The sequence below is a fragment of the Nonomuraea antimicrobica genome, assembly GCF_039536965.1.
GTDB classification, from domain to species: Bacteria; Actinomycetota; Actinomycetes; order Streptosporangiales; family Streptosporangiaceae; genus Nonomuraea; species Nonomuraea antimicrobica.
Genome location: NZ_BAAAZP010000172.1, coordinates 20,430 through 47,259 on the forward strand (window position 1 = coordinate 20,430; position 26,830 = coordinate 47,259).

At 73.5% G+C, this 26,830-nt stretch carries 22 protein-coding genes; 7 read left to right on the forward strand and 15 right to left on the reverse strand.

The window, feature by feature from the left end; translation table 11 throughout:
* Nucleotides 1–11 precede the first annotated feature (11 nt).
* The 10 genes from ABD844_RS41015 to ABD844_RS41060 form a co-directional block, all read right to left on the reverse strand.
* Nucleotides 12–923 (reverse strand): pirin family protein, encoded by a 912-nt coding sequence (locus ABD844_RS41015; protein ID WP_344891004.1) that lies wholly within the window; start codon nt 921–923, stop codon nt 12–14.
* Between the two features lie 29 nt (nt 924–952).
* A complete protein-coding gene (locus ABD844_RS41020) occupies nt 953–2,074 on the reverse strand; it encodes an MBL fold metallo-hydrolase (protein ID WP_344891007.1) in 1,122 nt (373 codons plus the stop codon).
* Nucleotides 2,075–2,236: 162 nt separating this feature from the next.
* Nucleotides 2,237–2,983 carry a DUF3152 domain-containing protein gene (locus tag ABD844_RS41025; protein ID WP_344891010.1) on the reverse strand — a complete coding sequence of 249 codons (747 nt, stop codon included), beginning with the start codon at nt 2,981–2,983 and terminating at the stop codon, nt 2,237–2,239.
* Nucleotides 2,984–3,083: 100 nt separating this feature from the next.
* The gene (locus ABD844_RS41030; protein ID WP_344891014.1) at nt 3,084–4,196 is read right to left on the reverse strand and encodes an NAD(P)/FAD-dependent oxidoreductase; all 1,113 of its coding nucleotides are present in this window, start codon (nt 4,194–4,196) and stop codon (nt 3,084–3,086) included.
* A gap of 123 nt (nt 4,197–4,319) precedes the next feature.
* Entirely contained in the window at nt 4,320–5,288 is a 969-nt protein-coding gene (locus ABD844_RS41035; RefSeq protein ID WP_344891017.1) for a zinc metalloprotease, read from the reverse strand.
* A 209-nt stretch (nt 5,289–5,497) separates the two neighbouring features.
* Entirely contained in the window at nt 5,498–8,269 is a 2,772-nt protein-coding gene (locus ABD844_RS41040; RefSeq protein ID WP_344891020.1) for a sugar-binding protein, read from the reverse strand.
* 13 nt (nt 8,270–8,282) lie between these two features.
* A complete protein-coding gene (locus tag ABD844_RS41045; protein WP_344891023.1) occupies nt 8,283–9,083 on the reverse strand; it encodes a carbohydrate ABC transporter permease in 801 nt (266 codons plus the stop codon).
* Nucleotides 9,080–10,012: a carbohydrate ABC transporter permease gene (locus ABD844_RS41050; protein WP_344891026.1), complete on the reverse strand. Its 933-nt coding sequence runs from the start codon at nt 10,010–10,012 to the stop codon at nt 9,080–9,082. Before ABD844_RS41050 ends, ABD844_RS41045 begins: the two co-directional genes overlap by 4 nt.
* A gap of 1 nt (nt 10,013) precedes the next feature.
* Nucleotides 10,014–11,405 (reverse strand): extracellular solute-binding protein, encoded by a 1,392-nt coding sequence (locus tag ABD844_RS41055; protein ID WP_344891029.1) that lies wholly within the window; start codon nt 11,403–11,405, stop codon nt 10,014–10,016.
* Nucleotides 11,406–11,410: 5 nt separating this feature from the next.
* A complete protein-coding gene (locus ABD844_RS41060) occupies nt 11,411–12,622 on the reverse strand; it encodes a PfkB family carbohydrate kinase (protein ID WP_344891033.1) in 1,212 nt (403 codons plus the stop codon).
* 132 nt (nt 12,623–12,754) lie between these two features.
* On the opposite strand from ABD844_RS41060, the gene ABD844_RS41065 reads away from it, so the two are divergent.
* Both ABD844_RS41065 and ABD844_RS41070 read left to right on the forward strand, forming a co-directional pair.
* Entirely contained in the window at nt 12,755–13,513 is a 759-nt protein-coding gene (locus tag ABD844_RS41065) for a DeoR/GlpR family DNA-binding transcription regulator (RefSeq protein WP_344891036.1), read from the forward strand.
* Nucleotides 13,514–13,523: 10 nt separating this feature from the next.
* On the forward strand, nt 13,524–14,864 hold the full coding sequence (locus ABD844_RS41070; protein WP_344891039.1) for a 6-phospho-beta-glucosidase: 1,341 nt from the start codon (nt 13,524–13,526) through the stop codon (nt 14,862–14,864).
* 72 nt (nt 14,865–14,936) lie between these two features.
* Here ABD844_RS41070 and ABD844_RS41075 read toward each other — a convergent pair whose 3' ends face one another.
* Together ABD844_RS41075 and ABD844_RS41080 are read right to left on the reverse strand one after the other, a co-directional pair.
* Entirely contained in the window at nt 14,937–17,441 is a 2,505-nt protein-coding gene (locus ABD844_RS41075; protein ID WP_344891044.1) for an ATP-dependent Clp protease ATP-binding subunit, read from the reverse strand.
* A 141-nt stretch (nt 17,442–17,582) separates the two neighbouring features.
* Entirely contained in the window at nt 17,583–18,296 is a 714-nt protein-coding gene (locus ABD844_RS41080) for an NAD(P)H-binding protein (RefSeq protein WP_344891047.1), read from the reverse strand.
* Nucleotides 18,297–18,318: 22 nt separating this feature from the next.
* On the opposite strand from ABD844_RS41080, the gene ABD844_RS41085 reads away from it, so the two are divergent.
* The gene (locus tag ABD844_RS41085; protein ID WP_344891050.1) at nt 18,319–19,011 is read left to right on the forward strand and encodes an HAD family hydrolase; all 693 of its coding nucleotides are present in this window, start codon (nt 18,319–18,321) and stop codon (nt 19,009–19,011) included.
* A gap of 74 nt (nt 19,012–19,085) precedes the next feature.
* Nucleotides 19,086–20,510: an NADP-dependent phosphogluconate dehydrogenase gene (gndA, locus tag ABD844_RS41090; RefSeq protein ID WP_344891054.1), complete on the forward strand. Its 1,425-nt coding sequence runs from the start codon at nt 19,086–19,088 to the stop codon at nt 20,508–20,510.
* Between the two features lie 44 nt (nt 20,511–20,554).
* On the opposite strand, the gene ABD844_RS41095 is transcribed toward gndA, so the two are convergent.
* Entirely contained in the window at nt 20,555–21,334 is a 780-nt protein-coding gene (locus ABD844_RS41095; protein WP_344891058.1) for an acyl-CoA thioesterase domain-containing protein, read from the reverse strand.
* A gap of 11 nt (nt 21,335–21,345) precedes the next feature.
* Nucleotides 21,346–22,281 (reverse strand): helix-turn-helix transcriptional regulator, encoded by a 936-nt coding sequence (locus tag ABD844_RS41100; RefSeq protein WP_344891061.1) that lies wholly within the window; start codon nt 22,279–22,281, stop codon nt 21,346–21,348.
* A 50-nt stretch (nt 22,282–22,331) separates the two neighbouring features.
* On the opposite strand from ABD844_RS41100, the gene ABD844_RS41105 reads away from it, so the two are divergent.
* From ABD844_RS41105 to ABD844_RS41115, 3 genes are all read left to right on the forward strand, one after another.
* Entirely contained in the window at nt 22,332–23,459 is a 1,128-nt protein-coding gene (locus ABD844_RS41105) for an epoxide hydrolase family protein (protein WP_344891065.1), read from the forward strand.
* Between the two features lie 79 nt (nt 23,460–23,538).
* Nucleotides 23,539–23,967 (forward strand): type II toxin-antitoxin system PemK/MazF family toxin, encoded by a 429-nt coding sequence (locus tag ABD844_RS41110; protein WP_344891068.1) that lies wholly within the window; start codon nt 23,539–23,541, stop codon nt 23,965–23,967.
* Between the two features lie 195 nt (nt 23,968–24,162).
* Entirely contained in the window at nt 24,163–25,248 is a 1,086-nt protein-coding gene (locus ABD844_RS41115; protein ID WP_344891071.1) for a hypothetical protein, read from the forward strand.
* 84 nt (nt 25,249–25,332) lie between these two features.
* On the opposite strand, the gene ptsP is transcribed toward ABD844_RS41115, so the two are convergent.
* A partial coding sequence (gene ptsP / locus ABD844_RS41120; protein WP_344891077.1) for a phosphoenolpyruvate--protein phosphotransferase occupies nt 25,333–26,830 on the reverse strand: 1,498 nt, incomplete at its 5' end.

Sequence of the window (26,830 nt, forward strand, 5' to 3'; positions counted from 1 at the left end):
TGTCACGGAGGCTAGCGGACCCGGCCGCGCGGTTTGAGCCGGGTGCCCGGGAGGGCGGGTGCGGGCAGTGGCGCACCGTCGTACCCGTCGACCACGCCGAACCCCTCGCCCTCCATCCACTCCTTCCGGTACGCGGCGATCTCGTCGTGGGAGCGGCCCACGAAGTTCCACCACATCACGATCTCCTCGCCGAACGGCTCCCCGCCGATCAGCAGCACCCGCCCGCGCCCCGACAGCCGCAGCCCGGAGCGGCCCGGCGGCAGATACACCATCGGCCCCCGCTCCAGCTCCGCCACCTCGCCGTCGATCAACAGCAGCCCGTGCTCGAACCCCCGCTCGACCGGCACCTCGCACGCGCCGTCCACCGCGATCTCGGCCCCCACCAGCGGGCTGTAGGCGGTCGCGGGCGAACTCACCCCGCCCAGCGATCCCATGACGACCCGCGCCTCGAACCCGGGCCCCGGCAGCACGGGCAGCGCCGGGTGATGCTCGAACCCCGGCTCGACGTGCCTGCTCCCGCCGGGCAGCGCCACCCAGAGCTGCACGCCGTGCAGCACGGTCTTCGGCGACTCCTCCGAGTGCGAGATGCCGCGCCCGGCTGTCATCAGGTTGAGCTGCCCGGGACGGATCTCCTGCAGCGTGCCCAGGCTGTCGCGGTGCAGCACCGACCCCTCGAGCAGCCAGCTCACCGTCTGCAGGCCGGTGTGCGGATGCGGCGGCACCCGCATGGCGGCCTCGTCGGGACCGTACGCGTCCACGAAACACCAGGCTCCGATCATGCGCCGGTGCACGCCCGGCAGCGTCCGGCTCACCGACATCGCGCGCGGCCCGCCCAGCGGCACCTCGCGTCCCATCAGCACTTCGCGGTCGCCTGCCTCGGCGGCGCAGCGGATCTCCTGCGGATCAAGCTCCAGGTTGCTCACGCCACGACTGTACGTCTCCCGCACTCCCCTCAGACCAGCGTCTCCCACCAGCCCTCGACCGCAGGGGCGGCGGAGGCGTCCACGGCCTCGCCCGGCCTCGGCACCACGATCCGCGCGTCGCGCGCCTTGGCCTCCCGCCACAGCCGCTCCACCGGCTCGGCCCACGGGTGCAGGGCCAGCGTGAACGTCGCCCAGTGCACCGGCAGCAGCAGCGACCCGCCGAGGTCGAGGTGGGCCTGGACGGCCTGCTCCGGGTCCATGTGGATGTCCGGCCACGACGGGCTGTAGGCGCCGATCGGCATCAGCGTCAGGTCGAACGGCCCGTGCGCCGAGCCGATGCCCCGGTAGCCCTCGAAGTATCCCGAGTCGCCCGCGTAGAACACCCGCCTGGCCCGCCCGGCGACCACCCACGAGCCCCACAGCGTGTCGTTGCGGGTGAGCGAGCGGCCGGAGAAGTGCCGCGCCGCCGTGGCGACGAAGCGCAGCCCGGCGACCTCGACCTCCTCGTCCCAGTCCAGCTCGACGATCCGGTACGTGGGCACGCCCCACCGCTCCAGGTGCGCCCCGATGCCCAGCGGCACCAGGAACGGGGCCCGCTGCGTACGGGTCAGCCTGCGCACGGTCGCCATGTCGAGGTGGTCGTAGTGGTCGTGCGAGATCGCGATCGCGTCGACCTCGGGCAGCTCGCGCAGCTCGACCGGCACCGGGTGGTGCCGCTTCGGGCCGACCAACTGCGAGGGGGAGGGCCGCCTGCTCCACACCGGGTCGAACAGCACCCGCCTGCCCTCGATCTCCACCAGCGTGGACGCGTGGCCGTACCAGATCGCGCGCACCCCGTCGGCGGGCGGCGGGTCGGCGGGCGGGACGCGCAGCGGGACGGGACCGGCCGGGCGGCGCTGCCCGCGCTCCCTGGTCAGCTCGCCGAGCATGCTCGCGGGCGGCGTGCTCATCAAGGCGGTCGGCTCGGGCATCGTGTTCACGAACGTGCCGTTCCTGAACTGCGGCGAGCGCCTCATCCGCGCCGCCCGGTCAGGTCCGGACATCAGCGGTCGCACGCCCAGCTCGGCGGGCACGTCGCGCAAGGCCCACCCGGCCGCGGCGAGCGCCGCGCCGCCCGCGAGGATCCGCCGTGCCGTTCGCTTTCCTGCCATCGCCCACTCTCCCCTGAAAGGTCACTGCTGGAAGGTCACTGCTGGAAGGTCACTGCTGGAAGGTCACTGCTGGAAGGTCTCCGCGTCCTGTCCAACCGGACAGGGCTCCCCGGAGTTCCTGTTCTACGATATATCGCGATAGTTCAGGTCGGTCGGCTCGCCTCAGTGGGGTTCGTCGCGTTCGTGTTCGCGCTCGGGGAACGGCCACGGGTTGGGGCGGCAGCGGCCCAGCGACTTCGACTGCTGGGTCATGACCGGCGCGAGCCGGCCGGGGCCGGGGCACGGGCGGTGCTCGTGTCCCAGGCTGTGGCCGACCTCGTGGCTGATCACGTACTGGCGGTAGGCGGCCAGGTCGCCGTCGTACTGCGGGACTCCCTTCGCCCAGCGCAGGGCGTTGATGACGGAGCGGCGGCCGTTCCAGCAGGACAGCTCGCCTCCGGTGCGCAGCGGGAGGCACTGGCTGTTGGTCAGCCGCGGGCTCGACAGGGCGACGCGCACCTGTACCGGGCCGGTGTCCACGCGCTGGAAGCGGCCCCAGCCGCGGACGTCGTTGAGCGTCCTGTGCACCTCGGCGGCGAACTCCACGGGGTCGAACGGCAGCCCGCGCTCCACCTCCACCAGGTACCGCAGCACGTCCCCGGGTCCGGGCCGGGCGGGCGCGCCGCCGCGTACGACGTCGTACTCGCCGGACGCCTCGTGCGGGACCTGCACCGGCGCGGGCGCGCGCGCCCGGTCGCGGGGCGCCGGCGGCCTGGGCGCAGGGGTGGAGGGCAGGGCGGAGGGCAGGGTGGAGGGTGCGGTCGGGCTCGGTACGGACCCGGCGGGTGTGGAGGGAGCCGGCCGCCCGCTGGTACAACCGGCGGCGGCGACGAGCAGCAGCAGGAGCATCAGCGGTGCGAGCAGCGGCACGGCAGCCTCCCCACGACGTCACAGTGGGGAGGTATCCGATGTTACGTCGACGCTTGTCGCGCTTGGCGGGCGGGGCGGCGTATTGTGCGCTGTGACCGGGTTACCGGGTCGCGGGGGCGTAGGGCGCGATGTCGATGGGCGGCGTCTCGCCGAGCGCGAGCGCGGCGGCGATCTCGCCGGTGAACGGGCCCGCCGTCAGCCCGTACGCGCTCAGCCCCGTCGCCACCACCACCCGGTCGGTGAGGGGGGCGATGAGGGCGTGGCCGGGGGCGTACACGGGGCGCAGGCCGACCCGCGTCTCCGTGACCGTCGCGTTGATCAACCCCGGCGCCACCTCCAGCCCCGCCTCGATCACCTCCGCCAGTCCGCCCATGGTGACGCGCGGGGCGAACCCCACGTCCTCGACCGTCGCGCCGATCACGATGCGGGAGTCGGGGAAGCCCAGCAGGTAGGGGCCCTTCCTGGGCAGGATGATGGGCCACCACGCGGTGTCCACGCCCTCCAGGGTGGCGTGCAGGATCTGGCCGCGCCGGGGGAAGACGGGCAGCTCGACGCCCAGGGGCCGGCACACCTCGCCGGTCCACGCGCCGGCCGCCACGATCACCTTGTCGGCCTCGATCCGGACACCGTCATCCGCCGGGCGCTCCGGCTGATCCGGCGGGCAGGGCTCGGGGTGCAGGATCACCTCGGCGGTCGGGGTGAGCGTGGCGGTGCCCGTACGGACCTGTGCGCCCTGGGCCACGGCGGCGCGCAGGAGCGCGTCGCGTACCGCGCAGCCGTCCACCCGGGCGGCGCCCGGCACCATGATCGCGCTCAGCGTGTCGGACAACGGCGGGAACAGCCCGGCCGGGGTGGGCACGTCGGTGATCTCCCCCATCTCCGGCGCCCCGGGGTGGCGGCGGAGCAGCAGCGCGCGTACCGGCTCCAGATGGGCCGGGTCCTCGGCCACCAGCAGGGCGCCCACCTTGGCGTACCCGATGTCGTCGCCCAGCTCCTCCACCAGCCCCGGATAGTGGCGGGCACCCTCGCGGTTCAGCCGGTACCAGGCGTCGTCCTCCGGATGGTCCACCCACGGGCACACGATGCCCGCGCCCGCCCGCGTCGCCTCGCCGTGGAACCCGCCGTCCACCACGGTCACCGTCGCGCCCCGGCGGGTCAGGTGGTAGGCCGCCCCGGCCCCCACGATGCCACTCCCGATCACCACAACACGCATGTGCACAATGATCGCAGCCGGGGTCGCCCGAGCCGATGACCGGGTTCGGGCACTTGCCATGCGGATACCCCGGCACGGGCGTCTCCGTGCCTGAACCCCGCTCGGCCCCGAGGCGTGGCGGCGTCAGGTGGCCGGTGCGGACATCCGCATGCTCTCCCTGACCCGAGGCGACAGGAACGACGACCGCGGCCCGGCCAGCGCCGCGTCCATCCGTTCGGCCTGTCCCTTCGTGAACATGAACATCGCGGCGTCCGCCACGTAGTCCATGTAGTTCATGAACATGTCCCCGTGAGGGCCGTTCGCGCAGCTCAGCTTGGGGAACGACGGGGTGCCGCGGTTGAATCCCGCCTGGTTGGGCGTGTCGTCGACGAAGTCGGTGCCCGAACAGCCGTCGCCGTCGTCGCCCCAGATGTGGCGCAGGTTGAGCCAGTGCCCGATCTCGTGGGTGGCGGTGCGGCCGCCGTGGAACGGCTCGGCCACCGTGCCCATGGTGCCGAACGCGCTGTGGCTGATCACCACCCCGTCCAGCTCGGCGGGGCCTCCGGGGAAGGCGGCGTACCCCAGGGCGTGCCTCAGCTCGCACACCCAGACGTTGAGGTATTGGTCGGCGGGCCAGGCGTCGGAGCCTCCCCGGGAGCCGATCTTGACCCCGTCGTCGGTGGAGAAGCTCTCGGTGTCGGTCTGGCGGCGTACGACTCCGGAGGTGGGGTTGCCGTCGGGGTCGGTGTCGGCGAGCCGGAACTCCAGCAGCGCGTCGGCCGCGAGGTCCCGCCACACGTCGGGCACCTTGGCGATGTCGGGGTTGGCGCGCCGGAAGTCCTCGTTGAGCACTTTGAGCTGGCTGTCGATCTGGTCCTGGCCGAGGTCCTGCTCGGGGGTGTGGTGGACGACGTGGACGACCACGGGGATGGTGACCACCTCCTCGCGGGCGGCGACGCGGGCGTTCTTCCTGGCGAACGTCTCGTTCTCGATGGCGGCGAGCGCCACGGCGTAGCGGGGTGAGGACGACAGGAGGCGGCGGTGGACCGGCATGGTGGCGCAGCGCTCCTGGGCAGGCGCGCCGGGCTCTTGGGCGGGCTCTTGGGCGGGCACGGGGGACTCCCTTTCGTGGGCGCGGGGGGCGCGGACGAACGCCGGGGTCTGGGGGACGACGACGCTCCGCCCCGCGGGGGACGTTGGCTTTCTGCTCCCCTACCCGAAGAGTAGTCATCGAATCACCGAAAGTGAGGCGAGGTCCCACGGCCTCACCCGTGACCGGCGACGACGGCGAGCGTCGGTCATCGCCGATCACGGGTCGGCGGTCAGCGGACGGTGACTCGGGAGGCTGCCGTGCCGCCGTCGCCGGCTTCCCACCCGGCGACCACCGCGCCGCCGGAGCCCAGGGCGCGGGTCAGGGGGACGGTCACGGTCGTGGTGCCGCGGCCGGGCACCGTGACCACCCGGCTGCCGGCCGTTCCCTGGGCGTCCCGTACGAACAGGTGGGCTTTGCCCGCCGAGTCCGCGCGCAGGGTCGCCCGCACCGCGTCCCGCCCGCCCGAGGCCGAGACCACCCGGCCGCCCTCTGTGGCCGCGGGGCCTCCGGCCAGGGGCAGGCGTACCCGTACGGCCTGCTCCAGGGACTGGGGTGAGTCGAGGCTGGACAGCACCGTGTCCGGGATCACCGGGTCGGGCGGCGTCGTGGGACGGTCCGGCGGAGGGCGGTATCCGGGCAGGGTGGCCACACCCCACCGGTACGGGTCGCCCTGCACCCCGCCCCACGTCGACCAGCCGATCCGGGTCTGGCCGGTCCTGTCCTGGGTGTCGGAGTCGTACACCAGGATGTTCAGGCCCAGGTGGGCCGGGTCCACGGCGCCCGGCAGCACCGCCATCGGGATCGCCATCTCGACCGTGTACGCCCCGGCCGACACCGTCGCGGCCACCCGCATCCCCGGCGCCGTCTGCTCGCCCGTCCCCTGGCGGTTGTCGGCGTCCCGCAGGTGGCACGGCGGGCCCTCGGCCGTCACCGGCAGCACGGCGGTCTTGAACGTCGTCGAGGTGTTCTCGGAGGCGCCGCGCGGGTCGAGGGTGACCTCCACCGCGTCGGTACGCCAGTGCCGCTTGCAGTCCGCGGCGGCCAGGCGGGTGCCCAGCACGTCGTCCTTCACCTGGACGAGCAGGTAGAGCGTGTCGTCGTGCCAGGTGACCTTGGCCGTGCCCGAGCAGTCGGCGGCCGACGCGCAGGCGGAGCCCTCCCACAGGCGGGAGATGTTCAGTGCCGGGCCCGCGTACTCGGCGTCGCCCTCTGCCCCGTCCACGGCCGGGGCCGCCGTCGCCTGGGGGACGGTGGCGGCCGGGACCAGTTCGAGCGCGGGGCGGCTGGTGGCGGAGCCGTCCTGGCTCGTCGTGGTGATGGTGTAGGCGTAGTCGCCGCCCTCGTTGGACGTCTTCAGCGAAGGGTCGGTGTTGGTGACGGTGAACGGCACCGTCGTCGTCGCCCCCGCGGCCAGCCCGCTGTACGGCGCCTCGGCGCGGTCGGCGGTGAACCCGGCGGGCAGGTCCAGGCGGACGGTGCCCGACCGCGGCGCGCCGCTCACGTTCGTGACCTGGACGCCGACCTGCCTGGCGCCGCCGGAGGGGAGGGTGAGCACGGGCGCGACCAGGCCGCGCAGGTGCGGCACGCCGACCTCGGCGGTCCACTTCTCGTACTGGGCCACCTGGGGGAGCGGCTGCTGCGCCCCGCGTACGGCCGGGCTCACCTCGACCTGCCGGTCGGTGTAGCCGCCGCCCCGTTCGCTGGTGAGGGTGGCCGCGACGCGGGCCCGGCCGGCCTGCGCCCCGGGCGGCGGCGTGACCGTGAACGTGGCGGACGCGTCCCGCCCGGCGCCGATCCTGCCCAGCTCCCCGGACCCGGTGGCCTGCCAGCCCTCGGGCACGCGGAGTGCCACCGTCGAGCGGCCGAGCGGCTCACGGGGCGGCGCCGTCACGGCGACCTCGACCGTGAACGCAGCGCCGGGCCGCACGTCGAAGCCGTTCGTCCGCAGGCCGAACCGGGTGCCGAGCGGGACGGTCCCGTCCGGCCTGGTCAGCGCGCCGTCGAGGACGGCCGTCGGTGCCGCGGCGGCCGCCGTGCCCGGTTGCGGGACCGGCACGCGGGCGTCCACCTGCGTGAAGAAGTCGCAGCCGAGCTGGGCCGGGTCGGACGGCACGTCGGGGAAACCGGCCCAGCCCTGGGAGGCGTACGTGCGCTGGGCCTCGCGTTCGACGGCCGCCCACGTCTTGCCCCGGCTGGGCGAGGCGCGCCCGCTCCACACGCCGAACACGTTCTGCGCCGGGTTGGCGGGACGGAACGCCGACGCGCAGCTCTGGCCCGGCTGGGCGGTGCCGCGCGCCCCGCCGGTCAGCAGGCGGGCCGGTGCGAAGGGACGCAGTCCCTCACGGGTGATCTGCTCGGGGAACGCCTTGGGGTCGGCCGCCGCGTAGAACGCCTCGACGGCCAGCCGCGCGGCCTCCTGGTGGTTGCCGTGGTTGCCCGGCGTGGGGGCCGGATCCATGGTCAGCAGGATCTCGGGACGGGTCTGGCGGACGAGGCGGACCACCTTCTCCAAGGTGTCGCCGCCCCACACCTGGTCGGTCAGCGGGGCGCTCACCGTGTAGTAGAAGTCGACGTCGTCGAGGTTGAACACCTCGCTGACGCCCGCCTTGCCGACCGCCGTCCGCTCCTCGGCCTCGCGCAGCAGCCCGAGCGCCGGCCCCTCCTCGGGCCCGACGGCGTTCCCGCCGCCCTCGCCCCTGGTGACGGTGACGACGCCGGTGCGCACGTCGTGGTCCTCGTTCCACTGGCCCAGCGTGGACAGGGTGGAGGCTTCGTCGTCCGGGTGCGCGCCGACGAACAACGCGTCCAGGTCGACGGGCTCCGCCGCACCGGCGGCCGCGCCGGTCGTGGCGGTCGCGGTGGCGGGGAGTGCGGGGGCGGTCGAGGTGAGCACGAGGGCGACCGCGGCGGTCAGCAGTGCCCGGCGGCGCCTGACGCCCGTGCGGGCGAGGCCGGTGACGTGGTGGTGGGTGGTGGGATCGGCCGAGGGACTGGTACGCATCGAACCTCCGGAATCAGTCGCGGACCGCGCCTTGGAGCAGCCCGCGGACGAAGTGGCGCTGGAGGAACAGGTAGAAGATCACAACAGGGGTGGCGACGATCACCGATCCGGCCGCCAGCAGCGTGAAGCCGGAGGTGTACTGGCCCTGGAAGAAGGCCAGCCCCAGGGGCGCCGTACGCAGTGACTCGCTGGTCACCATGATCAGCGGGATGAGGAACTCGTTCCAGGTCCACATGAAGACCAGGACGGTCAGCGTGACGACGGCGGGACGGGCGGGCGGCAGGAGCACCTGCCACAGGATGCGCCAGCTCGACGCGCCGTCGATGCGGGCCGCCTCGACGATCGCCCGGTTCGAGGCCAGGAAGTACGCCCGCATCCAGAACGTGCCGAACGCCACCGACAACGCGACCTGCGGCAGCGAGATCGACCAGAACGTGTCGATGAGGCCCAGGCTGCGCAGGTCGAAGTAGAGGGGCACCGCCACGGCCTCGCTCGGCATCATGATCCCGAGCATGAACAGGTAGAACAGCGCGGACCGGCCGCGAAAGCGCATCGTGCCGAACGCGTACCCGCTCATGATGGACAGCAGGACGCTGACGACCACCACGAACCCCGACACCGCCAGGCTGGTACGCAGGTAGGTGCCGAACCGGCCGGCCTCCCAGGCCGCCGCGAAGTTGGCCAGCCCGGCCGTGCCGCCGCTGTCGGCGGGGCCGAGCGCGGCCCCGAGGATCACGACGACGGGATAGAGCGCGAACGCGGCGAACGCCGACAGGATGACGTAGTTGGCCAGTCGTTCCCAGCGGGAGATCACGAGAGCCTCCTGTCCGCGAAGCGGTTGATCCCGAACGAGATCACGAAGATCACTACGGTGAGCGTGACCCCGACGGCCGCCGCCGACCCCACCTGCCCTAGCCCGAACGCCCGGTGGTACACCTCGTACGACGGCACGGACGTGGAGTCGCCCGGCCCGCCGCGGGTGGTGACGTACACCAGGTCGAACGTGCGCAGGGCGGCGATCACCGTCAGCGTCAGCGCCACCGCGATCTCCCCGCGCACCGACGGCAGCGTGACCGCGAAGAACTCGCGCACGGCCCCGGCCCCGTCGAGGCGGGCCGCCTCGTACAGCTCGCCGGGGATGCGGCTCATGCCCGCCAGCAGCAGCACGGTCACCAGCCCCGTCTCGAACCACGTGCCCACCACCCCGACCGCGGGCAGCGCGAAGGCGTAGTCGCCCAGCCAGCCGCGCGTCAGCGAGTCGAGCCCGAGCGCGCCGAGCAGCGAGTTGAGCGAGCCGTCGGGGGCGTAGACGCGCCGCCACGCCACCGCCACCACGACCATGGCGATCACCTGCGGCAGGAACACCACGGTGCGGAAGAAGCCCAGCCCGCGCACCTTGGCGTGGTTGAGGATCGCGGCCAGCGCCAGCCCGATGACCAGGGGCGCGACCGCGTAGAACACGATGAGCACCAGGGCGTGCGCGAAGGCGGCCCGCAGCCCCTCGTCCGCGACGATGGCCACGTAGTTGTCCAGCCCGGCCCAGGTGCCGAGGGTCAGCCCGTCCCAGTCGTACAGGGAGAGCTGCACCGCGCGCCCGATCGGATACAGCAGGAACACCGCGTAGACGGCGAAGGCGGGCAGCAGATAGAGGTAGGCGACGCGGCGGGGCTCTCCCGGGGACCCGGAGGTCCTGGCCGCCACGGCGGCGGGCCCTCCCTGAGACCCCGCCTTCCCGGCTGCCACGCTAGCCGTTCTGCGCGGAGAAGGTCTGGTAGTCCTTCTCCAGGGTGGCCAGGAACTCCTGCGGGGTGGCCTTCTCGGCGAGCAGGTCCTGAAGGGCCGCGCCCAGCGTGTCGGCGAACGTCGGGGTGGCGTAGTCGAGGTAGGGCACCAGCCCGTCCTTCCCGCTCACCGTGCCGAACGCGGTGAAGACGTCCTGCTGCGGCCCCTCCCGCACGCTCTGCGCGCCCGTGTCGGCGACCGGCAGGTTGCCCGTCTCGGTGAGCACCTTCATGGCGTCGGCGCTGGTGATGAAGTCGATGTAGGCCGCCGCCGCGTCCGGATGGGGGCTCTTGGCCGTGATCGCGAACGGCAGCCCCGTGCCCCCGGTCGCCACCGGCGCGGCGCCGGCCGTGGCGCCCGGCGGCAGCATGAAGCCCAGGTCGTCGCCGAGCGCCTTGCCCAGGTCGGCCAGCAGCCAGGTGCCCGCGATGAGGAAGACGCCCTGGCCCTTGCCGAACGCCTGCCAGGCCGCGTCGTAGCCCTGCCCGTTGAAGCCCTTGGCGAAGTACCCCTTGTCCACCCAGCTCACGAGCTGCTCGGCGGCCTTGACGTTCTCGGGGGTGGTCCAGGAGGCGCCCTTGCGGCCGAAGGCGAGCGTGCCGATCTGCTCCTTCGGGACGCCCCGGCTCTGCACGGTGCCGAACACGTGCACGGCCGGCCACTTGTCGAGGTTGCCGAACTGGAGCGGCACCTGGCCCGCCGCCTTGGACTTCGCGAGCGCGGACTCGAAGTCGGCCCAGGTCGCGGGCGGCTCCAGGCCCAGCTCGGTCAGCTTGGCGGCGTTGTAGAAGACGCCGACGACCTCGCCGACCTGCGGCAGGCCGTACAGGTTGCCCTCGCCGAACAGCTTGCCGTCGGCGCTGTAGCGCGAATACCGCAGCACGGTCTCGGGGTAGCGCTCCTTCCAGCCGTACGCCTCGGCGTAGGCGTCCAGCGGCCGGAGCTGCCCGGCCTTGACGAACGCGCCCATCGAGGAGCGGCCGTTGTTGGCCTCGACGACGTCGGGCGGCTCGTTGCCGCTCAGCGCCAGGCGCAGCGTGGTGGTGAGGTCGTCGAACGAGCGGGACACCCGGTTGAGCTTGATGTTGGGGTACTTGGCCTGGAAGGCGGTGTTGAGCCGCTCCATCTGGGCGGCCTGACCGCCGCGTACCTCCTGGTCCCAGACGGTCAGCGTGACGTTGCCCAGGGCGGCGGCGTCGGTGCGCACCGGGGAGGCGCTCGACTGCGGGGAGGAGGCGGCGGGAGGGGCGGAGGAGCCGGGCGCGCATCCGGCAAGGGCCGTGGCGCCCGCAACAAGCAGGGTGAGCGGGGTGAGTGTCCGGCGGGCGCGGGGTTGTCGCTTCGGGGGTGTCATGCGTTCTACTCCTTCTGCACGGGCCTGCGCGGCGGGTCCGGGTCCTCGTGCCGTGGCGGGGCGGAGGAGGGTGCCATGCTCGTGTTCATCCCTCCGTCCATCCCCACGTCGGCGTAGCGGGCGATGGTGGCGGCGGCGCGGCGTACCGCGCCGACCGGGACCGCCGGGACCAGCCGGTCGAGGAAGGCGTAGCGGCGGGCCAGCGAGCTGCCGTACGCGCCGCTGCGGTCGGCCGCCGCCCGCACCTCGTGCCACCAGTCGGCGATGTCGCCCCAGCCGGGCGCGGCCAGCGAGCCGCCGAACTGCTGCACCGCCAGCGCCGCGCACACCCCCGCGAACGCCAGCCGGTCGGCCAGCGGCCACCTGGACAGCGTGCCGAGCACGAAGCCCGCCCCGAACACGTCACCCGCGCCCGTCGGGTCGAGCGCCGTCACCCGCGGCGCCGGCACGAACGCCTCCTCGCCCGTCGTCGAGTCGATCGCCATCGCCCCGTTGGCGCCGTCGGTCACCACGGCCAGCGGCACCTTGTCGGCGAGGGCGTACAGCGCGTCGCGCGGCGTCTCGGCCCCCGTGTAGGCCATGGCCTCGATCGCGTTCGGCATGAACGCGTGGCAGACCGCGAGCTGGTCCAGCACCGAGCCAGGCCAGGCGCCCGAGGGGTCCCAGCCGACGTCGGCGAAGATGAGCGCGCCGTCGCGGTGGGCCAGCTCGGCCCAGTTGCACGAGCCGCCGGGCGAGCCGAGCGGCTCCTCGGGCGACAGCGTGACGATCACCGCCCGCGAGCGCGGCGGCGTGCCGATCATCTCGGAGGCGGGCATGGGCGCCGGGTGGCCGTGCGTGACCATGCTGCGGTCGCGGTTGACCGCCATGGAGACCGTCACGGGGGAGTGCCAGTGCTCGAAGCGCCGCGACCTCGACAGGTCGACCGACTCCTGCTCCTCCAGCGTGCGCCAGCAGAAGTCGCCGTAGTCGTCGTCGCCGAACGCCGCCGCCAGCGACGTGCGCAGCCCCAGGCGGCTGGTCGCGATGGCGAGGTTGGCGATGCCGCCCGGGCACGAGCCCATGCCCTCGGCCCAGATCTCCGTGCCCGCCGCGGGCATCGCGGGCAGGCCCGTGAAGATGATGTCCAGGAAGACTGTTCCGGCCAGGAAGACGTCGAACTGCGGACCCTCGGGAGTGCGCTCTCCGGCGAGAGGGTCGTACGCCTGGACAGACACGGTAATAGGTCCTCCTCGACACACCGGGCTGTGCGCAATCTTGCACGTTTGCGCGCACAGTTCAAGTGTCTTGACGCAAGTGTTGGCGGAAGATGCTTACTTGTGCGCGAAACTGACTGATACACTTCCGCCGTGCTCCAGCGCCTCAGGCATGCCGAGATCATGCGCCGCGTCCGCAGCTCGGGTGCCACGAGCGTGCGCGATCTCGCCAGCCAGCTCGGCGTGAGCCCGTCCACCATCCGCAGGGATCTCGAGGTGCTCGACCGCGACGGCACCCTGCGCCGGGTCCGCGGCGGCGCCCTGGCCGGCGTCGACGCCGACGCCGACCGGCCGTTCGCCGAGGTCGCGGCCACCGACGAGCAGGACAAGGAGGCCGTGGCCGAGCGCGCCGCGCAGCTCGTCGCCGACGGCGACGTGGTGCTGCTCGACATCGGCACGACCACGATGCGGCTGGCCAGGCGGCTGCGCGGGCGCCGCGTCACCGTCGTGACCTCCAGCCTCGCCGTCCTCGACGTGCTGCGCGCCGACCCCGAGGTCGAGCTGCTGCTGCTCGGCGGCATGCTGCGCAGGCCGTACCACTCGCTGGTCGGGATGCTGACGGAGGGCGCGCTGCGGCAGGTGGTGGCCGACCGGGTGTTCCTGGGCGCCAGCGGCGTGCGCCCCGACGGGCAGCTCGTCGACACCACGCTGGCCGAGGTGCCGCTGAAGCGGGCCATGATGGCCGCCGCCGGGCAGGTGGTGCTGCTCGTCGACCGGCACAAGTTCCCCGGCACCGGCGCCCTGCGGGTGTGCGGGCCCGAGGACATCGATGTGATCGTCACCAACGACGGCGCCGACCAGGCGACGCTGCGCACCTGCGCCTCGGCGGGAGCCGAGGTGCTGCTCACGTGAAGGGATGAGGATGAGGCTGGCCGTTCTCGGCGGCGGAGGCTTCCGGGTCCCGCTCGTCTACGGCGCGCTCCTGCGCGACACCGCCAAGCCGCGCGTGGAGGAGGTGGTGCTCTACGACGTCTCGCCCGAGCGGCTGGAGGCCGTCTCCCACGTCCTGCGCGGGCTGGCCGCCGGGCACGACGACCCGCCCCGCGTCCACGTCACGACCGACCTCGACGCCGCGCTGCGTGACGCGTCGTTCGTCTTCTCGGCCATCCGGGTCGGCGGGCTGGCCGGCCGCACCGCCGACGAACGCGTGGCGCTGGAGCTGGGCCTCGTCGGCCAGGAGACGACCGGGCCGGGCGGGGTGGCCTACGGGCTGCGTACCGTGCCGGTCGCGGTGCGGGTGGCCGAGCGGGTGGCCGCCCTGGCGCCCCGGGCGTGGGTCATCAACTTCACCAACCCCGCCGGGATGGTCACCGAGGCGATGCGGCGGGTGCTCGGCGACCGCGTTATCGGCATCTGCGACACGCCGATCGGGCTGGTCCGGCGGGCCGCCCGCGCCCTCGGGCTCGACCCGGCACGGGTGTCGCCCGGCTACGTGGGGCTCAACCATCTCGGGTGGCTGTGCGGGCTCACGTACGAGGGGCGCGACGTGCTGCCCCGGCTGCTGGCCGACGACGCGGCGCTGCGGCGGGTCGAGGAGGCCCGGCTGCTGGGCGCCGACTGGGTGCGCTCGCTGGGGGCGCTGCCCAACGAGTACCTGTACTACTACTACTTCGCCAGGGAGGCGGTGGCCGCCGGCGCGGGGCGCACCCGGGGCGAGTCGCTGCTGGAGCAGCAGGACCGGTTCTACGCCGCCGTACGCGCCCGGCCCGGCGACGCGCTGGCCGAGTGGCGCAGGGCCCGGCAGGAGCGCGACGCGAGCTACATGGCGGAGGCCCGCGACAGCGCCGACGCCGGCGAGCGGGACGCCGCCGACCTGGAGGCCGGCGGGTACGAGGGGGTCGCGCTGGCCCTCATGGCCGCCATCGCCAGGGGCGAGCCCGCCACCATGATCCTCAACGTGCGCAATGGGGCCGCCGTGCCCGGCCTGCCGGACGACGCCGTGGTGGAGATCCCCTGCGCGGTCGACGGCTCCGGCGTGCGCCCGCTGGCCACCAGCCCGCTGCCGGGCCGCTTCCTGGGGCTGATGCAGCAGGTCAAGGCGATGGAGCAGACGACCATCGAGGCCGCGCTGACCGGGTCGTCGGGGCTGGCGGCGGCGGCGTTCGCGCTGCATCCGCTGGTCGACTCGGTGACGACGGCCCACCGGCTGCTGGACGGCTACCGCGCCCGCATCCCCGAGCTGGCCGCCGTGCTGCCGGGCTGACGCGCGCCGCCCGTGCGGCCCGGTCTCGGGTCACCACCCCTCGGAAGCGGGGCCGTGGCTCGCGGCGCGAGGTCAGGTGGCCGGTTGGGGGTTCTGAGCGCGCAGGCGAAGCTCGCCGTTCTCGACGTCCACCGTCACCTCGCCGCCCTCGGTGACCTCGCCCGTCAGCAACATCGCCGACAGCCGGTTGTCCAGCTCCCGCTGCACCGTGCGGCGCAGCGGCCGGGCACCGAACTCCGGCTGGTAACCGCGCCCCACCAGCCAGTCCTTGGCCTCGTCCGTGACCGTCAGCGCCACGTCCTGGCCGCGCAGCCGCTGCCGGGTGCGCTCCAGCAGCAGGTCCACGATCTGGCGGAGCTGGTCGCGCTCCAGCCGCCTGAAGACGATCGTCTCGTCGATGCGGTTGAGCAGCTCCGGCCGCAGCGAGTGCCGCAGCAGGTCCATGAGCCGGTCCTCGAGCTGCTGCGGATCGCCGGAGAAGTCCAGGATGAGCTGGGCGCCGATGTTGCTGGTCATGATGACGATCGTGTTGGTGAAGTCGACCGTACGGCCGTGCCCGTCGGTCAGGCGGCCGTCGTCGAGCATCTGCAACAGGACGTTCATGACGTCCGGGTGGGCCTTCTCGACCTCGTCCAGCAGGATCACCCCGTGCGGACGGCGGCGTACGGCCTCGGTGAGCTGCCCCGCCTCCTCGTACCCGACGTATCCGGGCGGCGCGCCGATGAGCCGCGAGAGCGTGTGGCGCTCCTGGAACTCGCTCATGTCGATGCGCACCATGTGGTCCTCGCCCCCGAACAGGGCCGCGGCCAGGGCCCTGGCCAGCTCCGTCTTGCCGACGCCCGTCGGCCCGAGGAACAGGAAGCTGCCGATCGGCCGGTTCGGGTCCGACAGGCCCGCCCGCCCCCTGCGCACGGCCTCGGCGATGGCGGTGACGGCCTCGTCCTGGCCGATGACCCGTTCGTGCAGGTGCTCCTCCAGCCGCATCAGCCGGTCGCGCTCCTGCTCGGTGAGCTGGGTGACCGGGATGCCGGTGCGGCGGGAGACGACCTGGGCGATGTCCTCCACCATGACCTGCGGGACGTCGTCCGCGCCGTGCCTGGCCCGCTCCAGCTCCGGCCGGACCTTGTCGATCTGCGCGGTCAGCTCCTTGGCGCGGTCGAAGTCGTCGGAGTGGATGGCCTGGTCCTTGTCGCGGTGCAGCGCGTCGAGGCGCTCCTCCAGCTCGCGCACGTCCGCGCCGGGCGTACGCGAGCGCAGCCGCACCCGGGCCGCCGCCTGGTCCATGAGGTCGATCGCCTTGTCGGGCAGGAAGCGGTCGGACACGTAGCGGTCCGACAGGTGGGCAGCCGCGTCGAGCGCCTCGTCGGTGATGCGGACCTGGTGGTGGGCCTCGTACGCGTCGCGCAGCCCGGCCAGGATCTCGACCGTCTGCTCCACGGTGGGCTCGGAGACCAGGAGCGGCTGGAAACGGCGTTCGAGCGCGGCGTCCTTCTCGATGTTCTTGCGGTACTCGTCGATGGTCGTGGCCGCGATGACGTGCAGCTCGCCGCGGGCCAGGGCCGGTTTGAGGATGTTGGCCGCGTCCATGCCGCCCTCGGCCGAGCCCGCCCCGACCAGCGTGTGCACCTCGTCGATGAACACGATGACCTCGTCGGCGTGCGCGCGCACCTCGTCGATGACCTTCTTGATGCGCTCCTCGAACTCGCCCCGGTACTTCGTCCCCGCCACCATCCCGGTCAGGTCGAGGGCGACGACCCGCCGGTTCTTGAGCGGGTCGGGGACGCTGCCGTTCACGATGCGCTGGGCGATGCCCTCGACGATCGCGGTCTTGCCGACGCCGGGCTCGCCGATCAGGCACGGGTTGTTCTTGGTGCGCCGCGACAGCACCTCGATGCACTGCTCGATCTCGTCCTCGCGGCCCACGACCGGGTCGATGCGGCCCTGGCGGGCCTCCTCGGTGATGTCGCGGCCGTACTCGTCGAGCGAGGGCGTGTCGGTGGCGGGACGGCCCGCGCCGCCGCCCGCACGGGCCGCGCCGGAGAGGAGGGCCTGCTGCAGCTCGTTCGCCGTGACGCCCTGCTCGTGGAGGAGGCGGGCGGCGAGGGAGTCGGGGTTGGCGGCCAGCGCGAGCAGGAGGTGCTCGGGCCCGATGTACGACGACTGCAGCGCCCGCGAGATGCGCTGGGCGTCCAGGATGGCGCGCTTGGCCGCCGGGGACAGCGTCGTGGGCGGCTCGCCGGCCTGGCCTGGACCGGCGGCGGCGGCGATCCGGTCGCGCAGCCGCCCGACGTCCACCCCGGCGCCGCGCAGCATGGCCTGCACGGTCTCGGACCCGGCCAGCGCGTCGAGCAGGTCGAGGACGTCGAGGTCGGGTGCGCCGCGCCGGCCGGCGTCCTCCAGCGCCTGGCTGAGCACCTCCCTGGCCTCGGCGCTGAGCATCCGGCCCACGTCCACCCGCTGCACGCCGGGGCGGGACGGCGGCCAGCCCTCCATCCCCCCGAACACGCGGCCGGTGAGCTCTTCGAACCCCCTGAACGGGTCCCCGCCGAAGAATGATCTGAACGGCATGTCCGACATGGCTGATGCCCCCCTAGCGCTCAGGGGACATCTAGCCGCATATGCCGCAAGTCATAGCAAGTATTCGGCAAAGCATCCGGCCACGGCCGTGGCCTACCCACCGGTCCGTCCGGGCGGACCAGGGGCTCGCCCGCTCGGGAGTCACCCGGTCGCGACGGCGTCGGCGATGGGCGTGTCGCCGGAGACGAGCTCCAGCGTCCGCCCGGCCGTGCCGGGGTCGCCCAGCAGCGCCACGATCACGGCGGCCACGTCGTCGCGGGGCACCGAGCCCGGCGGCACCTCGGCGGCCAGCCGGACCAGCCCGGTGCCCGGCTCGTCGGTGAGGCGGCCGGGGCGCAGGATCGTCCAGTCCAGGTCGCGGGCGCGCAGGTCGTCCTCGGCCTCGGTCTTGGCCGTGATGTACGCGGCCCACACCGCGTCGCGGCCGGGCACGGGCGGCCTGCCCGCGCCCATCGACGAGATCTGGACGAACCGCCGCACCCCCGCGCGCTCGGCCGCGTCCGCGAGCAGCACCGAAGCGGCCCGGTCCACGGTGTCCTTGCGCGCCACGCCGCTGCCCGGCCCCGCCCCGGCCGCGAACACCACGGCGTCCGCCCCCTCGACGATCCGCGCGACCTCCTCGACGCCCGCGCTCTCCAGGTCGCACACCACGGCCTCGGCTCCGGCGGCCGCCACGTCGGCCACGTGCGCCGGGTTGCGCACCAGCCCCACCGCGCTCCCCACCGTGCTCCGCAATGCGCTCCCCACCGCGCTCCCCACTGTGGCCTCCGCTGTGTCCCCCACAGGGCCCGAAGTGAGCCGGGCCGCCAGCTTCAGCGCGATCTTGCCGTGTCCACCCGCGATGATGATCCGCATCCCGTCATGGTGTCATGGACGCATGCGTGACTTCCCGCAGACGCCCACGCCCGCCTTCCTCTTCGACCTCGACGGCACCCTGATCGACAGCGTCTACCAGCACGTGCTGGCCTGGCGGCAGGCGCTGTCCGGGATGGGCATCGACCTGTCGGTGTGGCGCATCCACCGGCGCATCGGCATGAGCGGCGGGCTGTTCGTCAGCGCGCTGCTGCGCGAGACGGGGCTCAAGCTGACCCAGGAGGAGATACACGAGCTGCAGACCACCCACGCCGAGGCGTACGAGCAGCAGGTCGGCTCCGTCAGGCCGCTGCCCGGCGCGACGGAGCTGCTGGCCGAGCTGACCGCGCGCGGCGTGCCGTGGGCCATCGCCACCAGCGGCTACGCCCGTACGGCCCGCCTGTCGCTGGGCCTGCTCGGCCTGCCCGAGGACACGCCGATGGTCACCCGCGACCTCGTGCGCCGGGCCAAGCCCGACCCCGACCTGTTCCTCGCCGGTGCGGCACTGGTACACGTGGATCCCCGGCATGCCATGGTGGTGGGCGACAGCGTCTGGGACCTGCTCGCCGCCCGCCGGGCCGGCGCGCTGGGCATCGGGTTGCTGTCCGGTGGGTACGGCAGGGACGAGCTCGAGCGGGCGGGCGCCTTCAGGGTGTACGCGGATCCGGCTGACATGCTGGACCGGCTCGACGAACTCGGCGTCCGGCAGAGCGACTAGCCGGGCCGCCTAGGTGGGAATATCACTGCGACCCCCCGAGCTGGATCATGCGTATCCCCCACAGAGGAGCTGAAATGGACTTGGCAGACATCGGCGTCACCGGCCTGGCGACCATGGGGCGCAACCTGGCCAGGAACCTGGCCAGGCACGGGTACGCGGTGGCGGTGCACAACCGTTCGTCGGGCCGCACGCGGCAGTTGGTGCAGGAGTTCGGCGGCGAGGGCACGTTCGTGCCGTCGGAAGACCTCGCCGGGTTCGTGGCCTCGCTGAAGCGGCCACGGCGGGCGATCATCATGGTGAAGGCGGGAGCGGGCACCGACGCGGTGATCGAGCAGCTCGCCGACCTGATGGAGCCCGGCGACATGATCGTCGACGGCGGCAACGCGCACTTCGCGGACACCCGCCGCCGCGAGGCCGCGCTGCGCGAGCGCGGCCTGCACTTCGTCGGCACCGGCATCTCCGGCGGCGAGGAGGGCGCGCTGCTCGGCCCGAGCATCATGCCGGGCGGGTCGAAGGAGTCGTGGGAGGCGCTCGGCCCGATCCTTCAGGACATCGCGGCCAAGGTGGACGGCGTGCCGTGTTCGGTGCACGTGGGCCCCGACGGCGCCGGGCACTTCGTGAAGATGGTGCACAACGGCATCGAATACTCCGACATGCAGCTCATCGCGGAGTCGTACGACCTGCTGCGCCAGGCCCTGGGGGCGACGCCGGCCGAGCTGGCCGAGGTGTTCAGGGAGTGGAACCGGGGCGAGCTCGACTCGTACCTGATCGAGATCACCGCCGAGGTGCTCGACCAGGTCGACGCCGAGACCGGCAAGCCGTTCGTGGACGTCGTGGTCGACCAGGCCGAGCAGAAGGGCACCGGCCGCTGGACCGTGCAGAGCGCGCTCGACCTGGGCGTGCCGGTGACGGGCATCGCCGAGGCGACGTTCGCCCGCGCGTTGTCCGGCCACCCCGAGCAGCGGGCCGCGGCCCGGTCGCTGAGCGGGCCCGACCTGTCCGGCGTCGGCGGGCGCGACCTGGTCGACGACGTACGCCACGCCCTGTACGCCTCCAAGATCGTGGCCTACGCCCAGGGCTTCGACCAGATGGCGGCGGCCTCGAAGGAATACGGCTGGGACCTCGACCTCGGGGCCATGGCCACGATCTGGCGGGGCGGCTGCATCATCCGGGCCAAGTTCCTCGACCGGATCCGGGCCGCGTACGACGCGAACCCGCAGCTCCCGACGCTGCTGGCCGACCCGGCGTTCGCCGGGGCGCTGGAGAGCGCGCAGGAGGCGTGGCGGCGCGTGGTCACCACGGCGGTGCAGATCGGCGTGCCGACGCCCGGCTTCTCCTCGGCCCTGGCCTACTACGACGGGCTGCGCCGCGACCGCCTCCCGGCGGCGCTGGTGCAGGGGCTGCGCGACTACTTCGGCGCGCACACCTACCACCGCGTGGACAAGGAGGGCGCCTTCCACACCGACTGGTCCGGCGACCGCTCGGAACGCCCGGCCTAGCGCCCGGCGGCGGTCGTCTCCGCGTGGATGCGCCGCGAGCAGGGTCAGCGGCCGTCCACGGTGGTCGGGTTGGCGACGGCCGTCACCACGCAGAAGCCGAGCGGCCCGGCGGTGTCGTGCACGGTCACCTGCCCGGTCGCGACGCCGTCGGCGCTGACGTGCCCGGCCGACTCCATGCCGACGAACTCGCCCTCCGGTGGCCGGGCCAGCGTGAGCGTGTAGTCGGCGTTGATGAAGCGCAGCCCGCCGGCCTGCACGTTGCTGAGCGGGCTGGCGAAGTCGGCGGCCAGTGCCGCGCGGACGAACGGGGTCAGCGGCTCGTCGTCCACCAGCGGATGCCGTTCGCGCATCCACACCCGTCCCGCGCCGGGAGCGCCCCACGGGGTCAGCCGCCACAGGTCGAACGGCGGCGTCCACGCGCCGCCCTCCTCCGGCGGCCCCGAGGGCGGCGGCTCGTCCCAGGCGGGCGTGGCCAGCAGGGGCTCGCCTTCGGGCTGCTCGCCCTGCCGCAGCAGCACCGCGCAGGCCCGCCCGATCACGCCCTGGTCGGTGGAGATCGTGGCGTCGGCCACCCGGATCCTGCGGCCGTCCCTGACCAGGGACGTCTCCACTCTGACCGGCAGCAGAGGGCTGTTGCGGAACAGGTCGACGGTCAGCCGGGCGAAGCGCAGGCCGGGCCCGGCGTGGCGCTCCTCCAGGGCACGGGCGGCCAGCCCGCCGAGCAGGCGGCCGTGCAGCATGTCGGGGGACCAGGGGCCGCGGGCGCGCGGCGCGGGGACGAGCTCGTCCCTCTTTCGCGTGAAGAACGCTGACGTCGACGACACAGAATCAGATTCTAGAGGAGCAGGCGGCGGCCGAGCGCGCGCAGGCGCTCCTTCAGCTCGGGCGGGTCCAGCACCTCGAAGTCCACGTCGAGGAAGGCCACCACCACGGCCATCAGGTGCAGGTCGTCGCCGCGCAGCGTGAGCACGCAGCGGTCGTCGCCGACCGGCTCCACGGTGCCGGAGGTCTGCCCGGCCAGCCGCTCGGCGGGGGCGTGCACCAGGAACCGGGCCCGCATCGGCCACATCTCGTGGATCAGGCGGTTGTCCAGCCAGGCGGCCACGTCGGGCGCGGGCGGCTCGCGCGGGGCGAACCGGGGGCCGTTGGGGGTGCGCAGCCGGATCCGGTCGGCCCGGTACGTGCGCCAGTCGCGCCGGTCGGCGTCCCAGCCGACCAGGTACCAGCGGTTGCCCTTGCTGACCAGGCTGTGCGGCTCGGCCCTGCGCGTCGCGGGCTCGCCCCGGTGGCCCGTGTAGTCGAAGCGGAGCTGCTCGCGGTCACGGCAGGCGGCGGCGATGTGGGTGAGCACCTCGGCGTCGACGGTGGGGCCGTCGCGGTTGATCCGTACGGTGTGGGTCTGCAGCGTGTTGACCCGGTCGCGCAGGCGGGCGGGCAGCACCTGCTCCAGCTTGGCCAGCGCTCGCAGGGAGGTCTCCTCGATGCCGGTCACGGTGCCGTTCGCGGCCGTACGCAGCCCCACCGCCACCGCCACGGCCTCCTCGTCGTCCAGCAGCAGCGGCGGCAGCCGCGCGCCCGCGCCCAGGCGGTAGCCGCCCGCGACCCCCGGCGTGGACTGCACCGGGTAACCGAGGCCGCGCAGCCGTTCGACGTCGCGGCGGACCGTACGCGGGGCCACGCCGAGCCGTTCGGCCAGGTCGGCGCTGGACCAGTCGCGACGGCTCTGCAGGAGGGACAGCAGGCGCAGCAATCGGGTTGAGGCGGGCAACATGTCCCTATTGTGGCCCGTCTCTGGCCGCAATGGCGCCTAGCTTGCCGGGCATGGAGAAATTCGTGATCGACATAGCGCAGGACCGGCTCGACGATCTGCGCGAGCGGCTGGACAGGACGATCTGGCCCGACGCGCTCGGCGGGGCCGGATGGTCGTACGGGGTGCCGCCGGAGGCGGTGCGGGAGCTGGCGGCGTACTGGCGGGAGGGTTACTCCTGGCGCGCGCACGAGGCGCGGCTGAACGCGCTGCCGCAGTACACGACCGAGATCGACGGGCAGCGCGTGCACTTCGCCCACGTCCGCTCGGCGCGGCCCGACGCGACGCCGCTGCTGCTGACCCACGGCTGGCCCAGCTCCTTCGCGGACTTCTCGCACGTGGCGGCGCCGCTCAGCCGGGACTTCCACGTGGTCGTCCCGTCCATCCCGGGCTTCGCCTTCTCCAGCCCCAGCCGGGAGCCCGGCTGGGGCGTGCGGCGGGTCGCCGCCGCGTGGGTCTCGCTGATGGACCAGCTCGGTTACGACCGGTTCGGCGTGCAGGGCGGCGACTTCGGCTCGCTCATCTCAGCCGCCGTCGGCCGCGCCGCCCCTGGACGGGTGATCGGGGTGCACCTGAACGCGTCCGTGACCGCGTTCCCCACCGACGACCTGTCCGGCCTCACGGACGAGGAACGGGCGCGGGCCGGTGGGGTGGAGAAGTGGCAGCAGGTCTCCGGGTACGCCGTCATCCAGGGCACCCGCCCGCAGACCCTCGCCTACGCCCTGACCGACTCGCCCGCCGGGCTGCTCGCCTGGAACCTCGACGCGTTCGCCTCCTGGGGCGCCTCCTGGGGCGCCTCCTGGGGCGCCTCCTGGGGCGCCTCCTGGGGTCAGGACGTGGGCGGGCTCGCCCCGGACGACGTCCTGACCAACGTGGCCCTCTACTGGTTCACCAGGACCGCCGGCTCGTCCGGCCGCCTCTACCGGGAGAGCGCCCCCGACTGGGCCCCGCCCGCCGAGCCCGACCCGACGCCGACCGGCATCGCGCTCTTCCCCGGGGACTCGACCGTGCGCCGCTACGCCGACCAGGTGCACAACGTGGTGCACTGGTCGGAGTACGAGCGGGGCGGGCACTACGCCGCCCTCCAGGCCCCGGACCTGTTCGTGGACGACCTCAGGGCGTTCTTCTCCGGCCTCGGCTGACCGCTTCGAGTGAGACAGCCGCAGGCGCGGGTGCGGGGCCGGGTGGATCTCGGGGCGGGATGCGCCGTAAGCTCCCCCAATGCGCGATCTAGGTGAGGACCCCCGGCCGGCCCGGGGTGCGGTACGCGAGATCCACCTGCTCCAGGGGGCCGCCACCCTGGCCTACTCTCCCGACCTCGACGGCCTGGCCGACCCCGGGGAGATCGTCTGGGCGTGGGTCCCGTACGAGGAGGACCCGTCGCGGGGCAAGGACCGGCCGCTGCTGATCGTCGGCCGCTCCGGGCGCAGGCTGCTGGGCATGATGCTGTCCAGCAGGGGCGACGACGGCCCCGACTGGCTCGAACTGGGCACGTGGGGGCGTGACGAGCGGGTGTCGTACGTGCGGCTCGACCGGGTCTTCGTGCTGGACGAGGACGACATCCGGCGCGAGGGCGCGGTGCTCGACGGGGAGCGGTTCGCCCGGGTCGCGGCGCGGCTCATGAAGACCCACGGCTGGGGCACCGGCTGACGACGGCCCCCGCCCATGTGCTGGTCCGTGCTTGGGGCGCGTGTCGGGGAGTGCCGCCACCGAAAGTGTCTTGGCCCGTCAAATCAGCTCTGAGCTGGGGGCGCTCAGCGTCCTGCTGCCAGCTCAGCTCGAGGCGTCGGCCGCGCATGGCCAAAACCAGCCGCGCCCTCCTGGCGCGAAATATCATGATCGTTCATGAAATTCGTGACCGTCCTCGTCCTCCTGCTCGCGGTGTGCGGCGCAGACATGAGCGCGACGCGGGTGGCCACGTGGCGGCTGACGTACGCGGTGCGGGGATTGACCGGAGAGATGGCTTCCACGGAATTCGGCGCGATAGGCGCCACCGGACGGGGACAGGCCTGGGCTTTGCTGGAGCGGAGCCGACGAGAAAGCAGTTCCCGGTCCTGGACGATGCTCCGCTGGGACGGCCTCTCCTGGCGGCCCACCGCGCTGCCGAAGGGTGTCAAGGGCTCCAACGCGGAGTTCGCCGCCTCCCCCTCAGGCGACGACCTGTGGATGTTCACCGGGGACCGCCCGTTCCAACTGACCGGCGACCGGTGGGTGCATCGCCCGTGGGCCAGCAGGTTCGCGCGTGAATCCGTCGCTGTCGGGGCCAAGGACGACGTCTGGATCTCCGAGTACGGCGGCCCGGACGACTATTCCGGATCCGGGCTCAGCCACTGGGACGGAGGCTCGTGGAAACCGGTTCCCGAGTCGAGCCCGTACGGCGACCATGACTGGGTCTCGCGCGTCGCCGCCCCCGACAGGGGCGAGGTATGGGCGGTGGCCCATTCCCAGGGAGTGGCCACAGTGATACGGCGGGACAGCTCCGGATGGGTCACCACTCCCCTTCCTCCCGCGCCCGGGTGCCCTCCTTCGCCCGCCGGCGGCTTCTACGGTATGGCGGCCCGCGCCCACGACGACGTGTGGCTGGTGACGCAGAGCCGCTCCGAGCGGTCCGGGTCCTGCGAGCTGCCGGGCCGCGGTATGGTCGCGCGCTGGGACGGCACCGCGTGGACGTGGCTGGACCTGCCGCTGACCGCGACCTGGCTGCCCGCCGTCCGCGCCGACCGGGTCGGCGGCGTGTGGATCGCCGTCAACCCCGCCCACGGACAGTCGTACGTGCTCAACTTTCGCGACGGCCGCTGGACCAGATCGACGCTGCCCGCGGAAGGAGGGTGGGCGGGATTCGTGGACATCGTCCCGGTGCCGGGCACCACCCGGCTATGGGCTCTGGCCCGGCGCGTCGACGGCACCCTGCTGATCTACGAGCTGGACTGACCGCCCGCCTATCAGGGCACCGTTGATGTCGCCTCGATCCGAATCCGGCTCCGAAACCCAGTCATGTGATCACGGGACACGCCCTTAGTCCAGGGCGGCGCGGGCGCGGTGCTCGCATTCCCGCAGGGTGAGCCCTGCCAGCGCCTCCCGTACCGCGGGCACGCAGACCGCGGCCATCGACAGGCTCGTCACCCCCAGCCCGGCCAGCAGCGGCGCCATCAGCGGGTCGCCGGCCGCCTCGCCGCACACCCCGACCGGCTTGCCCGCCTCGCGGCCGGCCCGCGCGCACAGGGCGATCAGCTCCAGCAGGGCGGGCTGGCGCGGGTCGAGCAGGTCGGCCAGGACGGGGTGCTGGCGGTCGGCGGCGAAGGTGTACTGGGCCAGGTCGTTCGTCCCGATGCTGAGGAAGTCGACCTCGCGCAGCAGCCGGTCCGCGCGCAGGGCGGCGGCCGGGACCTCGACCATCACGCCCACCTGGGCGATGCCCCTGGCCCGCGCCCGCCGGGCGAAGTCGCCCGCCTCCGACGCGGTGGTGACCATGGGCGCCATCACCCACGGCCGGGCGGCCGTCCGCCGCGCCGCCTCGGCGATCGCGTCGAGCTGCGTGTCGAGGACGCCGGGCAGCACCCGGTCCACGCGCACCCCCCGCACGCCCAGGGCGGGGTTGTCCTCCGCGGGCAGCCCCAGGAACGGCAGCGGCTTGTCGGTGCCCGCGTCGAGCGTGCGCACGACCACGTGCTCCGCCTGCCCGAACACCTCCGCGTACGCGCTCACCTGCTCCTCGTACGACGGCGCCTGCCTGCGGTCGAGGAACAGGAACTCCGTCCTGAACAGGCCCACCCCCTCCGCGCCCGGCCGCAGGTCGGCGGCCGAGCCGATGTTGAGCAGCAGCTTGACCGGATGCCCGTCGGCGGTCCTGCCCGGCCCTCGCAGCGCCGCGAGCCTGGCCACGCGGGCCCGTTCGGCCACGGCCACCTCGGCCGCCTGGCTCTCGGTGAGCCCGACCGCGACCTCGCCGGTGCCCCCGTCGACGCCGATCACCGTGCCGTCGCCGAGACCCATGACGCCGGGACAGGCCACCACGGCGGGCAGGCCCTTGGCGCGGGCCAGGATCGCGGTGTGGCTGGTGGGGCCGCCGCGCTCGGTGACCAGGGCCAGTACGTCGGGGCCCAGGCCCACGGTGTCGGCGGGGGAGAGGTCACCGGCGACCAGCACGTACGGATGGCCGGGCGCGGGCAGGCCGGGCATCGGCAGGCCGAGCGCGTACGCCACCGCCCGGTTCCTGAGGTCGTCGAGGTCGGCGGCCCGCTCGGCGAGGTAGCCGCCGAGCGCCGCCAGGGTGTCGCGGTGCCGGGTGAAGGCCGTGTCGAGGGCGTGGGCGGCGTCCGTACCGTCGCGGGCCAGGGCTTCGGCCTCCTCCAGCAGCACGGGATCCTCGGCGATCATGGCGAGGGCCTCGAGGATCTCGGCGGCCGGCCCGTCGGCCGCGGCGGCGCGCCGGTTGAGGTCGGTGGCCACCGCCTCCAGGGACTTGGCGACCTCGGCCGCCTCGGCCGCAGGGTCGGTGACGGCGCGGGCCTGC

Excerpts from the sequence above, each read along its gene's own strand:
- ABD844_RS41020 (WP_344891007.1), bottom strand. The coding sequence starts at position 2,074 with ATGGCAGGAAAGCGAACGGCACGGCGGATCCTCGCGGGCGGCGCGGCG.
- ABD844_RS41030 (WP_344891014.1), bottom strand. The coding sequence starts at position 4,196 with ATGCGTGTTGTGGTGATCGGGAGTGGCATCGTGGGGGCCGGGGCGGCC.
- ABD844_RS41040 (WP_344891020.1), bottom strand. The coding sequence starts at position 8,269 with ATGCGTACCAGTCCCTCGGCCGATCCCACCACCCACCACCACGTCACC.
- ABD844_RS41055 (WP_344891029.1), bottom strand. The coding sequence starts at position 11,405 with ATGACACCCCCGAAGCGACAACCCCGCGCCCGCCGGACACTCACCCCG.
- ABD844_RS41070 (WP_344891039.1), top strand. The coding sequence starts at position 13,524 with ATGAGGCTGGCCGTTCTCGGCGGCGGAGGCTTCCGGGTCCCGCTCGTC.
- ABD844_RS41075 (WP_344891044.1), bottom strand. The coding sequence starts at position 17,441 with ATGTCGGACATGCCGTTCAGATCATTCTTCGGCGGGGACCCGTTCAGG.
- ABD844_RS41080 (WP_344891047.1), bottom strand. The coding sequence starts at position 18,296 with ATGCGGATCATCATCGCGGGTGGACACGGCAAGATCGCGCTGAAGCTG.
- ABD844_RS41085 (WP_344891050.1), top strand. The coding sequence starts at position 18,319 with ATGCGTGACTTCCCGCAGACGCCCACGCCCGCCTTCCTCTTCGACCTC.
- gndA (WP_344891054.1), top strand. The coding sequence starts at position 19,086 with ATGGACTTGGCAGACATCGGCGTCACCGGCCTGGCGACCATGGGGCGC.
- ABD844_RS41100 (WP_344891061.1), bottom strand. The coding sequence starts at position 22,281 with ATGTTGCCCGCCTCAACCCGATTGCTGCGCCTGCTGTCCCTCCTGCAG.
- ABD844_RS41105 (WP_344891065.1), top strand. The coding sequence starts at position 22,332 with ATGGAGAAATTCGTGATCGACATAGCGCAGGACCGGCTCGACGATCTG.
- ABD844_RS41110 (WP_344891068.1), top strand. The coding sequence starts at position 23,539 with ATGCGCGATCTAGGTGAGGACCCCCGGCCGGCCCGGGGTGCGGTACGC.
- ABD844_RS41115 (WP_344891071.1), top strand. The coding sequence starts at position 24,163 with ATGAAATTCGTGACCGTCCTCGTCCTCCTGCTCGCGGTGTGCGGCGCA.